This window comes from Burkholderia sp. E168m15 (genome assembly GCF_016586105.1).
Taxonomy (GTDB): Bacteria; Pseudomonadota; Gammaproteobacteria; order Burkholderiales; family Burkholderiaceae; genus Burkholderia; species Burkholderia orbicola.
In genome coordinates, this window is the sequence record NZ_BCPO01000177.1 from 13,294 (window position 1) to 27,145 (window position 13,852).

General features: G+C 67.5%; 12 protein-coding genes. 7 read left to right on the plus strand and 5 right to left on the minus strand.

Annotation, left to right across the window (positions count from 1 at the left end):
• Positions 1–45 precede the first annotated feature (45 nt).
• Positions 46–1,518, plus strand: a complete 1,473-nt coding sequence (locus JMF86_RS28300) for an OprD family porin (protein ID WP_027810513.1) — start codon at positions 46–48, stop codon at positions 1,516–1,518.
• A 54-nt stretch (positions 1,519–1,572) separates the two neighbouring features.
• Here the strand turns inward: JMF86_RS28300 and JMF86_RS28305 are convergent, their stop codons facing one another.
• The 3 genes from JMF86_RS28305 to JMF86_RS28315 all read right to left on the minus strand — a co-directional run bounded on the left by JMF86_RS28305 (position 1,573) and on the right by JMF86_RS28315 (position 5,593).
• Positions 1,573–2,565, minus strand: coding sequence for a DedA family protein/thiosulfate sulfurtransferase GlpE (locus JMF86_RS28305; RefSeq protein WP_011548893.1), 993 nt, complete (start codon positions 2,563–2,565; stop codon positions 1,573–1,575).
• 154 nt (positions 2,566–2,719) lie between these two features.
• Complete coding sequence (locus JMF86_RS28310) at positions 2,720–2,989, minus strand: hypothetical protein (protein ID WP_006480304.1); 270 nt, start codon at positions 2,987–2,989, stop codon at positions 2,720–2,722.
• 270 nt (positions 2,990–3,259) lie between these two features.
• Entirely contained in the window at positions 3,260–5,593 is a 2,334-nt protein-coding gene (locus JMF86_RS28315) for a phosphocholine-specific phospholipase C (RefSeq protein ID WP_011548894.1), read from the minus strand.
• Between the two features lie 592 nt (positions 5,594–6,185).
• Here JMF86_RS28315 and JMF86_RS28320 point away from each other — a divergent pair.
• Positions 6,186–6,686 carry a GNAT family N-acetyltransferase gene (locus JMF86_RS28320; protein WP_011548896.1) on the plus strand — a complete coding sequence of 167 codons (501 nt, stop codon included), beginning with the start codon at positions 6,186–6,188 and terminating at the stop codon, positions 6,684–6,686.
• Between the two features lie 260 nt (positions 6,687–6,946).
• Positions 6,947–8,542, plus strand: a complete 1,596-nt coding sequence (locus JMF86_RS28325) for a thioredoxin family protein (RefSeq protein WP_011694872.1) — start codon at positions 6,947–6,949, stop codon at positions 8,540–8,542.
• 39 nt (positions 8,543–8,581) lie between these two features.
• Here the strand turns inward: JMF86_RS28325 and JMF86_RS28330 are convergent, their stop codons facing one another.
• Together JMF86_RS28330 and JMF86_RS28335 are read right to left on the minus strand one after the other, a co-directional pair.
• Entirely contained in the window at positions 8,582–8,833 is a 252-nt protein-coding gene (locus JMF86_RS28330) for a DUF4148 domain-containing protein (protein WP_011694888.1), read from the minus strand.
• A gap of 345 nt (positions 8,834–9,178) precedes the next feature.
• On the minus strand, positions 9,179–10,582 hold the full coding sequence (locus JMF86_RS28335; RefSeq protein WP_011548899.1) for a GntP family permease: 1,404 nt from the start codon (positions 10,580–10,582) through the stop codon (positions 9,179–9,181).
• A gap of 326 nt (positions 10,583–10,908) precedes the next feature.
• Between JMF86_RS28335 and JMF86_RS28340 the strand changes: the two genes are divergently transcribed.
• The 4 genes from JMF86_RS28340 to JMF86_RS28355 all read left to right on the plus strand — a co-directional run bounded on the left by JMF86_RS28340 (position 10,909) and on the right by JMF86_RS28355 (position 13,730).
• Entirely contained in the window at positions 10,909–12,396 is a 1,488-nt protein-coding gene (locus JMF86_RS28340) for a sigma-54-dependent Fis family transcriptional regulator (RefSeq protein ID WP_011548900.1), read from the plus strand.
• Between the two features lie 54 nt (positions 12,397–12,450).
• The gene (locus JMF86_RS28345) at positions 12,451–12,987 is read left to right on the plus strand and encodes a BON domain-containing protein (RefSeq protein ID WP_011548901.1); all 537 of its coding nucleotides are present in this window, start codon (positions 12,451–12,453) and stop codon (positions 12,985–12,987) included.
• A gap of 61 nt (positions 12,988–13,048) precedes the next feature.
• Positions 13,049–13,321: a hypothetical protein gene (locus JMF86_RS28350; RefSeq protein WP_011548902.1), complete on the plus strand. Its 273-nt coding sequence runs from the start codon at positions 13,049–13,051 to the stop codon at positions 13,319–13,321.
• Positions 13,322–13,424: 103 nt separating this feature from the next.
• Positions 13,425–13,730: an H-NS family nucleoid-associated regulatory protein gene (locus tag JMF86_RS28355; protein ID WP_011548903.1), complete on the plus strand. Its 306-nt coding sequence runs from the start codon at positions 13,425–13,427 to the stop codon at positions 13,728–13,730.
• Positions 13,731–13,852 lie beyond the last annotated feature (122 nt).

The following is a 13,852-nucleotide window of genomic DNA, read 5'->3' on the forward strand; positions in this document are numbered from 1 at the left end:
CGCGACCGGCGTGGACGATATCAACACAAGACGAGAATTATTACGATGAAAAAGCAGAAGACGATCGGGACGGCATCGAAGATGCTGCTTGCCTGGGGACTGCCGGCGCTCGCCGGCGTGTCGCTGACGGGCGTCGCGCACGCCGACGACGCGGCCTCCGCGCCGCTGACGGTCGCGCAGGCCGCGCCGGCCGCCGGGTCGGGCGCATCCGTTGCGCAGGCAACGACCCCGAACGCCATTGTCAACGCCGAGGCGAGCCAGGCCGTCACGCCGCCCGACGAGCCGTCGGCGCAGTCGAAGTCGAACGGCTTCATCGCCGACAGCCATCTCGACTTCCTGTTCCGCAACTATGCGGACGTGCTTGACAACAAGGGCGGCCCGCATCGTCATGCGTGGGTCCAGGGCGCGATGGCGAACTTCGAGTCGGGCTACACGACCGGCCTGATCGGGATCGGCTTCGATGCGTCGTTGTATGCGGCGCTGAAGCTCGACGGCGGCCAGGGCGCCGGCAGCATGGTGCACATCGCGAAGGGCGGCGGCGGCGGCAACCAGCTCGCGTGGGCCTACCCGGGCATCTACGACGTCAAGGCGCGCATCTCGAACACGGTGGTCAAGTACGGTCTGCAGGCCGTCGACAACCCGTTCATGGAGCAGCACGACAACCGTGCGCTGCCGCCGACGTTCCTCGGCGCGACGCTCGTCAGCAATGAATTCAAGAACGTGATGCTCGAGGCCGGCAGCTTCACGAAGACCGACGCGCGCGGCCATACGACGCTCACCAACCTGACGACGCAATACGGCGGCACGCGCATCAATCGCCTGACCTACGTCGGCGGCACGTGGGACTACTCGCCGAACGGCGAAGTCGCGCTGTACGCGAATCAGGCCGACGACGTGTGGCACCAGTACTACGCGTCGGTGAAGCACAGCATCGGCAGCCCGCAGACGATCAAGTGGACCGGCTTCGGCAACGTCTACTCGACGCACGACACGGGCGATGCGCTGCAAGGCAAGATCAACAACAACGCGTACAGCCTGTCGCTGGCCGCGCAGCATGGCCCGCATGAACTGCTGCTCGGCTTCCAGCAGGTGCTCGGCGACCAGTTCTTCGACTACCTGAACGAAACGAACGGCATCTTCCTGGCCAACTCGATGGACGTCGACTACAACGCGCCGCACGAAAAATCGCTGCAACTGCGTTACACGTTCTACGGCAAGGACGCCGGCCTGCCGGGCTTCAAGGCGATGGTGTGGGGCGTGACGGGCTGGGGCGCGGACGGCAGCGCGGGCGCGGCGAACGATCCGAGCAAGTCGAGCATCTACTGGAGCAATGGCGCGCCGGTGCAGGGCCGTCACCACGAGTTCGGCTTCATCCCGTCGTACACGTTCCAGAGCGGCAAGCTGAAGAACACGAAGGTCACGTTCATCGCGATGTGGCACGCCGGCTCGGCCCACTACTCGGACGCGACGAACACCGAGTACCGTCTGGTCGTGAACCTGCCGCTGCACGCGTTCTGATGGAAGGGGGCGCAAGGCCCCCTGTCTCGCACGGCCGGCCTGCGATCGGTGCGATCAGGCCGGCTTGTGCCAGCCCGCCACGGGATCGTTCGCGGCGGGCATCTCTTCCACGAGCGACGTGAGCTGGCGGCCGGTATCGCGCCATGCGTCGAGCCCGCCGCGCAGCGCGAGCGCATCGGTGAAGCCTGCATCGAGCAGGCGCTTCGCCATCAGCGCGGCCGTCACCTCGTTCGGGCACGAGCAATACACGACGAACTTTTGCGTGAGCGGATAGCGTGCGACGATGTCGCCGATCTGGCGCTCGTCGGCGAACTGCGCACCGGGAATCGTGAACGGGTCGAGCTTGCGGTGCTCGGGCGAGCGGACGTCGAGCACGACCGGGGCGGCGGCGTCGCGCAGCAGCACGTCGAGTTCATCGACGCCGATCCGCGCGTTCGCGAGCTGGCGGATCAGCGCGCGGCGACGCATCCAGCGCACGGCCGCATAGACGGCGAGCAGCGCGACGATGACCAGCAGCACCGCGCGGCCGAGGCGGCTCGCGCCGGCGAACAGCCAGTCGATCTGCCGGTAGAACACGAGGCCGGCTCCCAGCCCGACGATCGTCCACAGCGCGGCGCCGAGCGCGTCGTAGCCGGCGAACGTGCGATAGCGCGTGCCGAGCGCACCGGCCATCGGCACCGATACCAGCGACAACCCCGGGATGAAACGCGCGACCGCGAGCACGCGCACGCCATAGCGGCCGAAGAAGCGCTCGGTCTTTTTCACGCAGGTATCGCGCGACAGCGACAGCCGGCAGATCGTTTTCAGCGTCGTGCCGCCGTAACGCCGCCCGGCGACGTACCAGACCGTGTCGCCGATCAGCGCGCCGAGCACCGACAGCGCCACGACCGTCACGAGCTGCGAGCCGATCATCGCCGGGTGCATCGCGGACATCGCGCCGAACAGCACGAGCGTCGGCATCGCGGGCACCGGCAGGCCGACCGCCGCGGCGAGCACGTTGGCGAATACGAGAAGCGGCCCGTACTGGGCGACGAGGTCACGGAGCATGACGGCTGGCCGAAAAGGAAACGCGTGGGCGGGAAATGCAGATGCGCCGATTATCGGCCTTTTTCAAGGCAGCGGCGGGAATGACGCAAAGCGCCTGACGGCGGCAGGGGGATGTGGGTGAGCCGGCGCGTTGCACGCGGCTCACCGTTCGGAATCAGGAAGGCGTACGGGCGAGCGATGCGGCGCCGTGGTTTTCGCCGGGCAGCTCGGCGCCGTGCGAGCGGATCGCCGCGATCAGTTCGGCCGGCGTGATCTCGTAGCGGACCTCGCGGTGGATGCCGGGCTTGCGTTCGTCGATCTCGATCAGCAGCACGCTCTTGCCGTCGCCCGTTGCCTCGAGCCGGAGCGAGCGCAGTTCGCGGCCGTCGGCCGCGTCGTGTTCGGTGAGCAGGGTCATTGCCCCGGATGAGCCGGTAGTGCGCATCGAACCTATCCTCGTGTCGTGGATGCCGTGGCGGCAAAGATGTCTTTGTTGAATACAGCTTGACGCAGTTTAACGCGAACGGGCCGCGACACGGAGCATTTTCGTGGGGACGAAAAGAGGGCTATACCACCGATCCTTCTGATGTTTGAGCGGCGCCGGGCGGGCGTTTCCGCCGGTTCGGGCGCCGGCCGAAACCGGTACCCGAATGGCGTTCGCGGCCACGCCGGCGCGGGCGGCGACACGCGCTGCACCGCGCGTCGCCGAGTGGCGTCAGAAGCGGTCGGCGAGCCCCATCGCCGGGTCGCTGACCGAGTGGCGGCCGGTTTCCACGCGGCCGGCCACGCGGCGCGAGAAGCTCGCGTCGCTGTCGGCGGTGACGATGAAGTCGTACCAATGGCCGGTCGAGTCGAGCTTCCAGTGCAGTTCGGACTGGTCGCCGGCGCGCACCGTGACGGTCCATGCGGTGCCGGTGCCATGGCCGTTGCCGTTTTCGTTGCCGTGGCCATGACCGTGGTCGTCGTTCCCGCCCCGCCCGGACAGCGGCCCGTAGGCCTGGTTCGACTTCACCGTGAAGCGCACCGTGCCGCCGCCGTCGTTGCGCAGCCGCAGGTGGAGGTTGCCGCTCGCGCCCGCATAGCCGACGCGCACTTCCGGATGCGGCGCGCGCGCCCCGGCCAAGCGGCTCAGGTCGCCGGTGAAGCGGCGGTGAAAGCCGTTCGGGCCGAGCACCCACAGGTCATATTTACCGCCATCGTCGGCACGCGCGGCCCAGTCGCCGTGCAGCCGCTTGCCGGGCTCGACGACGTAGCGCCGCGGCAGCCGGTCGAGGTGCAGCTTGTCGTAGACGTGAAACACGGCGGCGGCGCGGCCGGTGTTCGCGAACTTCAGCGTGACGGTGCCGGTGCCGGCATCGGTGCGCGCGCTCGCGTGCAGTTCGTACGGCAGCGCGCGCGACGGACGTACGCCGGTCGCCTGTGCGGGCGGCGCGGGCGTGGCGGGCGGCACGATCTTCGGCGCGGTTTGCTGCGCGGCGCTCAGCGCGTCGACCTGGCTTTTCGTCGTGCGGCCCGCGAGCGTCGGCAGCGGCTCGTTGTTCGGCGTGCGGAAATTGAACGCACTCGTCAGGTCGCCGCACACCGCGCGGCGGTACGCGCTGATCTGCGGCTCCGCGACGCCGAAGCGCTTCTCCAGGAAGCGCAGCGTCGACGTATGGTCGAACACCTGCGAGTTGACCCAGCCGCCGCGGCTCCACGGCGACACGATCCACATCGGCACGCGCGGGCCCGGGCCGTACGGACGGCCATCGACGGCCGGCTGGCTCGACGTGGCCGGCGCGAAGTCGTGGTACTCGGCCGCGACGTCGGCGGCCGACAGCGTATGGCCGCCCGCGAGCGTGCCGTCGGCGTTGCGCGACGGCACGGCCGGCGACGGCATGTGGTCGAAGAAGCCGTCGTTCTCGTCGTAGTTCACCAGCAGCACGGTCTTGCTCCAGACCTCCGGGTTCGCCGTCAGCGCGTCGAGCACGGCCTGCACGTACCAGCCGCCCTGCGCGGGGCTCGACGGCCCCGGGTGTTCGCTGTACGCGGACGGCGGGATGATCCACGACACTTCCGGCAGCTTGCCGTTGCGGATGTCGTCGCGGAACGTTTCGAGAAAGCCGTACGGCATCGTGTTGCCGAAGCCCTTCGCGAGCGGGCTCAGCGGATCGTCGATCGCCGGATCGTAGAACGCGCCGGCCGCCGTCACCGGCTGCGTGATGTCGGTCGACGCGACGTACGCGGGCCGGCGCGCGGCCGGCATCTGCTCGATCGCAGCGCGCCAGTGGCGGAAGCTCATCATCTCGTTGCAGCCGAAGTTGTCGATCAGGCTCTGATAGACCTTCCAGTTCACGCCGGCCTGTTGCAGCCGGTCGGCATAGGTCGTCCAGGTCCAGCCCTGGCTCGACGGGCCGATGTCGTTGCCGCCGTTGAACTGGTTGTTCAGCGCGGCGATCTTCACGCGGCTGCCATCGGCCGGGCTGATGCCGTTCGGGCCGTTGGTGCCGCTCCAGTAGAACAGGCGGTTCGCGATCGTGCCCGTGTGCATCCCGCAGTGGTAGTGGTCGCACAGCGTGAACGCATCGGCGAGCGCGCGCTGGAACGGCACTTCGGCTGCGTCGTAATAGCCCATCGACAGCGGCGTCTTCGCGTCGGGCCAGCGGTTCATCCGGCCGTGATCCCACGCGGCCTGCGCGTCGGCCCACGTGTGCGGCGTGCCGCCCGCGCGCTGCGCGTTGCCCTGGCGCGCGTCGAGGTGATACGGCGTCACGGTCGCGGCGGGCGTCGCCTTCGTGTACGCCTGGTAGAACACGTCGCGGCCGTTCGGCGACGGCACCGCGAAGCGGTCGCCATAGCCGCGCACGCCCTTGAACGTGCCGAAGTAGCTGTCGAACGCGCGGTTCTCCATCATCAGCAGCACGACGTGCTTGACGTCCTGGATGGTCCCCGTTTCGTGGAAGGCGGGAATCGCGAGCGCGCGGCGAATGCTCGGCGGAAACGCGGAGAGCGCGGCGGCGGCGAGGCCGGAACCGGCGGTCTGCTGAAGGAATTTGCGGCGTGACGTCATGGCGTTCGTGTCCTGTGAGGGTGGGAGCGGTCGTGCGTTCGTCTGGGGGTGCCCGGGCGTCGTCCGGCCCCGGGGCGATCGCCGATGCGTGCGCGTTCGGGGCGGCGGCCGCGTGTCGCAGCGGGGCACGCATTGCGCCCGACACGCGACGCCCGACGTCGCGCGGATGCCGCGGCTTCGTCGTCGCGATCCTGTGCGCCGCGCGCTCGTGATGCGCGGCGGCAGGTGCCGGCACACATACCAACCCGGCGTATGCGGGACTGCGGCGGCGCCCAGTCTAGGGCGTCGACATGACGTGGACGTGATGAAGAAATGACATCGCATGTCGCGCACGTGACGTTGCGTGCGCAACGATTCGTTCAGGTGCGATGCGGGGTTGAAAACGGTAAGAAATTACCGATCTCCGTGGGCGTGACCGGTCAGAATTTTCCGGATTTTCGTGGATGGCGCGCGCGTTTCGTTGCGGATGCAACGTGACTGGCGACGGCGTGACACCTGTGTTTCAAAGGCGTGAAATCGGCTAAGCTCGATGCGTTGCTGCGCGCCTGCGCAGTCCGCGCCTTCGGCGTGACTTTTCGGACCCGGCCCACCCATGACCGATATCAGAATCCGGCACAGCGAGACGCACGACGTCGACGCGATCCGGCAGATCGCCGCGCATCCCGCGGTGTACATGAATACGTTGCAACAGCCGTTTCCGTCGCTCGAAAAATGGCAGAAGCGGCTCGACAGCGTGCGCGAGCACGGCATGAGCCTCGTCGCCGAAATCGACGGCACGGTGGTCGGCCATCTCGGCCTGCATCCCGAACCGAATCCGCGCCGGCGCCACGCGGCGGCGCTCGGCATGATGGTCGACGCGGCCCGTCACGGGCGCGGCATCGGCGGCCGGCTGCTCGCGGCCGCGATCGATCTCGCGGAGAACTGGCTGAACATCACGCGGCTCGAGCTGACCGTGTTCACCGACAACCGCGCGGCGATCGCGCTCTACGAGAAACACGGTTTCCGCATCGAAGGCGAATCGCCGGATTACGCGTTACGCGACGGCGTGCATGCGTCCGTGTATCACATGGCCCGGATCAAGGCGCGGCAATGAAGGGCTGGCCGTCGCCGACGTGACGGCACACGCGGCACGTGCTGCCGCCCGTCATATCCAATCGAGAATTCGTTCGTTTTCCTTCGGCTGTACCCGTCGTATCGTCGAACGATTTGCCGGTCGCTGCGGCCGGCTTCGCTTTTCCGTATCGATGCATGCGCGGCGCTGCCTGTCGGCCGGCCTCATCGTCATCGCTTCACGGCCCCCGTTGCGTGCCCGGCATCGCCCTGAAACCGTCTTTTTCAACGGAACCCGCTTCGATGAAAACCGTTCTCCGCAATCTCACCGCCGCCTGCCTGTTCGTGGCCGCCAGCGCGGCGCTCGCCGCCGCCACGCCCGCGGGCGCCCCGGTGGCGAGCGCATCGCCAGACGGTGCGCATCTGCCGCCCGGCATCGCGTGGCAACACGGCGACGTCGATGCCGCGTTCGCGCTCGCGAAGCGCGAGGGCAAGCCGCTGCTGCTGTACTGGGGCGCGGTATGGTGCCCGTCGTGCAACCAGGTGAAGTCGACGATCTTCAGTCAGCAGGCATTCAAGACGCGCTCGTCGTTCTTCGTGCCCGTGTATCTCGACGGCGATACCGAAAGCGCGCAGAAGCTCGGCGAGCGTTTCAAGGTGCACGGCTATCCGACGATGATCCTGTTCCGTCCCGACGGCACCGAAGTGACGCGGCTGCCGGGCGAAGCCGATCTCGACCGCTACATGCAGGCGCTGTCGCTCGGGATGACGGCCGCGCATCCGGTGCGGCAGACGCTCGCGACGGCGCTGAAGAGCGGCGCGTCACTGACGCCGGACGAATGGCGCCTGCTGGCCGACTATTCATGGGATACCGACGGCGCGCTGCCGGTGCCGGCCGATCGTGTCGCGCAGACGCTGCAGTCGCTCGCGCAACGCGCGCGGGCGGCCGGTGCGAAAGACGAATCGGCGCGCTTCGCGCTGAAGTCGGCGGTGGTCGCCGCGTCGGACGATCCGACGCAGGCCGGCGCGCTCGACAAGGCCGCGCTCGCCGATTCGCTGCGCACGGTGCTGCACGATGCCGCGCTGTCGCGGGCCGATTCGGACGTGCTGGTCGCCGCACCCGCGCGCGTGGTCGCGTATCTCGGCGGCGACGACGCGCAGCGCACGAAATTGCGCGGCGCGTATGACACGGCGCTGGCGCGCCTGTCGACCGACACCACGCTGTCGTCGATCGACCGGCTGATGGCGCTGCACGGCCGCGTGCTGCTCGCGCGCGGCGACGCACGCAAGGGCGCACCACTCGCCGCACCGGCGCTCGCCGATACCGCGCGCAAGCAGATTGCCGCATCGGTGCAGGGCGCGGCGAATGCATACGAGCGGCAGGCGCTCGTCAGCGAAGGCGCGGACACGCTGACCGACGCGGGGCTGTACGACGAATCGGATGCGTTGCTGAAGGCCGAGCTGCCGCGTTCGTCCACGCCGTACTACTTCATGTCGGGGCTGGCCGCGAACGCGAAGGCGCGCGGCGACAAGGCGGCCGCGCTCGACTGGTATCGCAAGGCGTACGACGCGGCGAGCGGCCCGGCGACGAAGCTGCGCTGGGGCGCGACCTACTTCGCGAATGCGGTTGAACTGGCGCCGGACGATTCGGCGCGCATCGAAGGGATTGCCGCCAGTGTGCTCGCGCAGGCCGACAAGACCCGGGACGCGTTCTACGGCGCGAACCTGCGCGCGCTGACCAAGGTCGTCACGCAGCTGAACCGCTGGCGCGGCAGCGGCGCACACGATGCGTCGGTCAGGTCGGTCGTCAAGCAGTTCGACGGCGTGTGCGGGAAACTGCCGGCCGGCGATCCGCAGGCGGCGGCATGCACGAAGCTGATCCAGCCCGTGAAGGCGTAACGACGCGGGGAAGGATCGTCGGGCGGGCTGGACGACGGATTACCGGCCCGATTCCGACGATGCGCCGCGATCGCTGCCGTATCCGGCGTCGTGCTCGCGGGCGATCTTCGCTTCGGCGGATACGATGCTGGCCGGATAGAACCAGTCGCTCGACTGGAAGCCGGCCTGCTTGAGCGCCTTGACTTCGGCGTGGACCTGCGCGCGCGTGAGCGGCTGGTTCGACTGGGCTTGCGCGGCGAACGGGGCCGAGACGGCCAGGGCGATGGCAACGGCTTGGATCAGGCGCTTCATGATCGGGACCTCCACGATTCAGGTGAATCGCAGCGCTTCGTTCGTTGAAGCGCCGTGCGACGTTGAAACCAGTGTAGGCCGGGGCGGCCGCGCGAAAAATGCGATCGCGCCCAACGCAGTGTTCTGCTGCCGGTAACAATGGGCGAGTAAGGGCGCAGGCTATGCAATGACCGGGGGGCCGCCGGGCGCGTACAAGCGCTGCGGCGGGGATTTGGCCTGATTCGACGGGCAGCGAAATGAAATCGGACCGGATGCGCATTCCGGAATCCGTTCCGGTGCGCATGCGGTCCGATCTTGAAGGGCGAGGGCAGGCGGCGAATGACGCGCCGCCTGGGATGCCGACGCTTACACGAGCCCCGTTGCGTAGTACACGGCGATCACGAAGAACACCGCGAGCGTCTTGATGATGGTGACCGCGAAGATGTCGCGATACGACTCGCGGTGCGTGAGGCCCGTGACCGCGAGCAGTGTGATGACCGCGCCGTTGTGCGGCAGCGTGTCCATGCCGCCGCTCGCCATCGCGACGACCCGGTGCAGCACGTCCATTGGAATGTTGGCCGCCTGCGCGCCCTTGATGAACAGGTCCGACATCGCGGCGAGCGCGATGCTCATGCCGCCGGACGCCGAGCCCGTGATGCCTGCGAGCGAGCTGACCGACACGGCCGCGTTGACGAGCGGGTTCGGGATGCTCTTCAACGCGTCGCTGACGACGAGGAAGCCCGGCAGCGCGGCGATCACGCCGCCGAAGCCGTATTCCGACGCGGTGTTCATCGCGGCGAGCAGCGCACCGGCGACGGCGGCCTTCGAGCCGGAGGCGAAGCGGCCGCTGACGCGCTTGAACGCGGTCAGCACGACCAGCACGATACCGAGCAGCAGCGCGGCCTCGACCGACCAGATCGCGACGACCGTCTTGATCGACGTTGTGACCGGCGCGTGCACGCCCGGCAGCACTTCCGGCGCGACCGTGTACGACGCGGCGCCGTACCACTGCGGGATCAACTTCGTGAACGCGAAGTTCGACACGCCGACGAGGATCAGCGGCAGGATCGCCAGCGCGGGATGCGGCAGCGCCTTCGCCTCGACGCGCTCCGGCTCGTTGACGAGCGACGTGCCGTAGCCTTCGCCCTTCGCCATCGCGGAACGGCGGCGCCATTCGAGATACGTGAGGCCGACGACGATGATGAACAGCGAGCCGATCGTGCCGAGCGCGGGCGCGGCCCAGGCGGTCGTCTTGAAGAACGTGGTCGGGATGATGTTCTGGATCTGCGGCGTGCCGGGCAGCGAATCCATCGTGAACGAGAACGCGCCGAGTGCGATCGCGCCGGGCATCAGCCGTTTCGGAATGTTGCTCTGGCGATAGAGTTCGGCCGCGAACGGATAGACCGCGAACACCACGACGAACAGCGAGACGCCGCCATAGGTGAGCAGCGCGCACACCGCGACGATCACCGCATTCGCGCGCGAGCGGCCGATGTAGCGGATCGCCGCATGGACGATTGACTCGGAGAACCCGGACAGTTCGATCACCTTGCCGAACACGGCGCCCAGCATGAAGACCGGGAAATACAGTTTGACGAAGCCGACCATCTTTTCCATGAAGATGCCGGAGAAGACCGGTGCGACGGCGGCGGGTTCGGTCAGGAGCACCGCGCCGAGCGCGGCGATCGGCGCGAACAGGATCACGCTGTAGCCGCGATACGCGGCGAACATCAGGAACGCCAGCGCGGCGAGGACGATCACGAAAGACAAGGGAGTCTCCTAAAAGCTTGGAATGGCTTTGGTTGTTGTTCGATCGCGCGATGCGCCGCGGACCAGTTCGGGTTCGTGCAGGTTTCGTGCCATCGGCCGGATTGCGCCGCCGGACATGGGCCCGCCGGCGGCCGGCGGGCCCGCGCCGGTGCAGGTCTGACGATTCTACATAAAACGTCTCCAGCTGGAGACGATTTGGCCGTTCGGTCGACCCTCGAAATCGGGCAGGGCTTTCCCCGACAATGGATTGCGACGTGTCTCCAGAGTGAGATAATCCGTCTCGTTCCGGAGACATCCGGCCGACAATATACGGAGACGAAGACACGATGATGAACGACTGGGCGCGCCTGCCCGTCAACTACGGCGACGTGCTGCGGCGCGCCGCCGAGTCGCTATTCCGGACCTTCGAGGATTCGAGTGCGGGCACGGTGGTCGTCGATCGCGACGCGCGCGTCGTGTGGATGAACGAGCGTTACGCGGCACGCTTCGGTTTCGCCGATCCGCAGCAGGCCGTCGGCCTCGACTGCGAGGCCGTGATCCCGAACAGTCTGATGCGGGAAGTCGTGTCGACCGGGCAGCCGATCCTGCTCGACATCATGGAGACGGGCCGCGAGCCGCTCGTCGTCACGCGCCTGCCGTTGAAGAACGAGGCCGGCGAAACGGTCGGCGCGATCGGCTTCGCGCTGTTCGACCAGTTGAAGACCCTCACGCCGATTTTTTCCCGCTACGCGCAGCTTCAGCAGCAGCTGATCGCGACGCAGCGCTCGCTCGCGCAGGCGCGCCGCGCGAAATACACGTTCGCGAGCTTCGTCGGCACGAGTGCCGCGAGCCTCGAGACCAAGCGCCAGGCGCGCCGCGCGGCGCAAGTCGATTCGCCGGTGCTGCTGCTCGGCGAGACGGGCACCGGCAAGGAACTGCTCGCCCACGCGATTCACGCGGCGTCGGCGCGTGCGCTGCAGCCGCTCGTGACCGTCAACGTCGCCGCGATTCCCGACACGCTGCTCGAAACCGAATTCTTCGGCGCGGCGCCCGGCGCGTACACCGGCGCCGATCGCAAGGGGCGCGTCGGCAAGTTCGAACTGGCCGATCGCGGCACGCTGTTTCTCGACGAGATCGGCGACATGCCGCTGCCGTTGCAGGGCAAGCTGCTGCGCGTGCTGCAGGACAAGGAGTTCGAGCCGGTCGGTTCGAACCGGATCGTGCGCGCGGACGTGCGCATCATCGCCGCCACGTCGGCCGACCTGCCGGCGCTGGTGGCGGCTGGGCGTTTTCGCGCGGATCTCTATTACCGGCTGAACGTGCTGACGATCCATGCGCCGCCGCTGCGCGAACGCGCTTCCGACATCGCGGCGCTCGTCTACGCGACGCTCGAGGAGCTGGCCGCGCAGCACGGGCGCGCCGCACACTGCGAACTGACCGACGATGCGTTGCGGATGCTGTGCGCGTATCCGTGGCCCGGCAACGTGCGCGAGTTGCGCAATACGCTCGAGCGCGCGCTGATGCTGTCGGATCGCTCGGTGATCGATGCGCGCGCGCTCGCGCCGTTTCTCGGGCCGGTGCGCATTTCGCCGGACGGCGCTGCGCCGGCGCAGCGGGTTGGCGCGGTGCCGGCCGAGCAGCGCGCGGGCGATGCCCCGACGGCATCCGGTGCGCCGGCCGTCTCGTATGCCGATGCACTGGCGGCGTGGGAGCGCCAGTTCCTGACCGATGCGCTCGCGGCCTGTGACGGCAAGGTCGTCGACGCGGCTGCGCGTATCGGCATCGGCCGCGCGACGCTGTACAAGAAACTGGCGGCGCTGGGCATCGACCGGTAGGCCGATCGGCGAGGCCGGTGCTTCCCGATGTAATGCATCGAACAGGAGATCACGATGAAGCGAATCGGCATCGCAGGATGGCTGACCATGGTGCTGGCGAGCGCCGCACTCGCGCAGGCCAGCAACATCGACGGGCCCGACGCTCCAGACGCGCGGCGCAACTGGTACAACGATCCGTTCGTCGCGCTGTCGCAGGACGTGGCCGAATGCCCGTTGCCGCTCGGCCCGTGGATGACGCGCGCCGAGATGACTGACGATGCGCACTACCGCGCCGAACGCGGCACGACCTGCTGGCTCGCGCATCGCTGCACGAAGCCGAACTCCTATATGTATGACGCGTCGATCGCCGATGCGGCGAAGGCACACTTCGCGGGCTCCGATCATCTGCGCGGCACGAGCCTGTGGATCACCGTGCAGCGACGTTTCATCTACGTCGAGGGATGCGCGGATACGACGCTCGATCGCCAGGCGTTGCAACGCGAATTCGAGGCGCTTCCGGACGTGGAGCAGGTTTTCGTTCGCATCACCGAAGATCCGCGCAAGCGCTTGCCGTACAAGGCGCGCGGGCAACCCGACCGCACGCCGGACTGACGGTCGAAGGGCCGCCCATGGCATACTCGCCACATTCAAAAAAAGGTTGACGGGAACCACAATGAAACACATGCTTGCGTCGGTTTGTCGGTGGCCTCGGGTGGCCGTGATGTTGGCTCTGGTTGCAGGGCTCGGCGGGTGCGGCGGCGGTGCTCCGCTGTTCACTTCGGACGGGCGCCCGACCACCCAGGTGCAATGCACCGGCAACGACTGGAGCAATTGCACGGACAATGCCCGGGCCATGTGCAACGGCGATTTCGACGTGATCCAGCAATCGACGGATGACGCCGTGCGAAATCTTCTCTTCGCATGCAAGAAGAAGAGCGGTTATTGATCCCGACCTGACCGGTTGAGGAGACCACGATCGGGCGAAGCGCTTTTCTGTTTGCTTTGAGTCACTTGTTTTTCACGAATAACACTCACGGAGTCCCATCCATATGGCGACCTACAGGCAACTGAGCGCGCAGCTCGAACGGCTTCAGCAAAAGATCGACAAGGAACGCGAAAAGGCGATTGCCGACGCGATTGCGCATATCCGCGCGAAAATCGACGAATACGACATTACGCCGGAAGAGCTCGGTTTTCGCCCCGCAGGATCGAGTACTGCTGCTGCCACCGCGAAGCCGAAGCGCACGTTGCCGCCGAAGTACCTGAACCCGAAGACGGGCGAAACGTGGAGTGGCCGCGGGCGCGCGCCGGCATGGCTCGGCAAGAATCGCGGACGTTTCCTGATCAAGGACTGACTCCCGAAAATCCTCACCTTTCGTGTACCGACTGACGGTGCGAACGGCCTTCCGGCCTTCGCACCGTTTTGTTTTGGTGCGGCCGCCATGCGATTTTCCCCGCCGAATTGAAGTGCAATGTC

Excerpts from the sequence above, each read along its gene's own strand:
- JMF86_RS28310 (WP_006480304.1), bottom strand. The coding sequence starts at position 2,989 with ATGCGCACTACCGGCTCATCCGGGGCAATGACCCTGCTCACCGAACAC.
- JMF86_RS28320 (WP_011548896.1), top strand. The coding sequence starts at position 6,186 with ATGACCGATATCAGAATCCGGCACAGCGAGACGCACGACGTCGACGCG.
- JMF86_RS28345 (WP_011548901.1), top strand. The coding sequence starts at position 12,451 with ATGAAGCGAATCGGCATCGCAGGATGGCTGACCATGGTGCTGGCGAGC.
- JMF86_RS28340 (WP_011548900.1), top strand. The coding sequence starts at position 10,909 with ATGATGAACGACTGGGCGCGCCTGCCCGTCAACTACGGCGACGTGCTG.
- JMF86_RS28330 (WP_011694888.1), bottom strand. The coding sequence starts at position 8,833 with ATGAAGCGCCTGATCCAAGCCGTTGCCATCGCCCTGGCCGTCTCGGCC.
- JMF86_RS28305 (WP_011548893.1), bottom strand. The coding sequence starts at position 2,565 with ATGCTCCGTGACCTCGTCGCCCAGTACGGGCCGCTTCTCGTATTCGCC.
- JMF86_RS28300 (WP_027810513.1), top strand. The coding sequence starts at position 46 with ATGAAAAAGCAGAAGACGATCGGGACGGCATCGAAGATGCTGCTTGCC.
- JMF86_RS28315 (WP_011548894.1), bottom strand. The coding sequence starts at position 5,593 with ATGACGTCACGCCGCAAATTCCTTCAGCAGACCGCCGGTTCCGGCCTC.
- JMF86_RS28355 (WP_011548903.1), top strand. The coding sequence starts at position 13,425 with ATGGCGACCTACAGGCAACTGAGCGCGCAGCTCGAACGGCTTCAGCAA.
- JMF86_RS28325 (WP_011694872.1), top strand. The coding sequence starts at position 6,947 with ATGAAAACCGTTCTCCGCAATCTCACCGCCGCCTGCCTGTTCGTGGCC.
- JMF86_RS28350 (WP_011548902.1), top strand. The coding sequence starts at position 13,049 with ATGAAACACATGCTTGCGTCGGTTTGTCGGTGGCCTCGGGTGGCCGTG.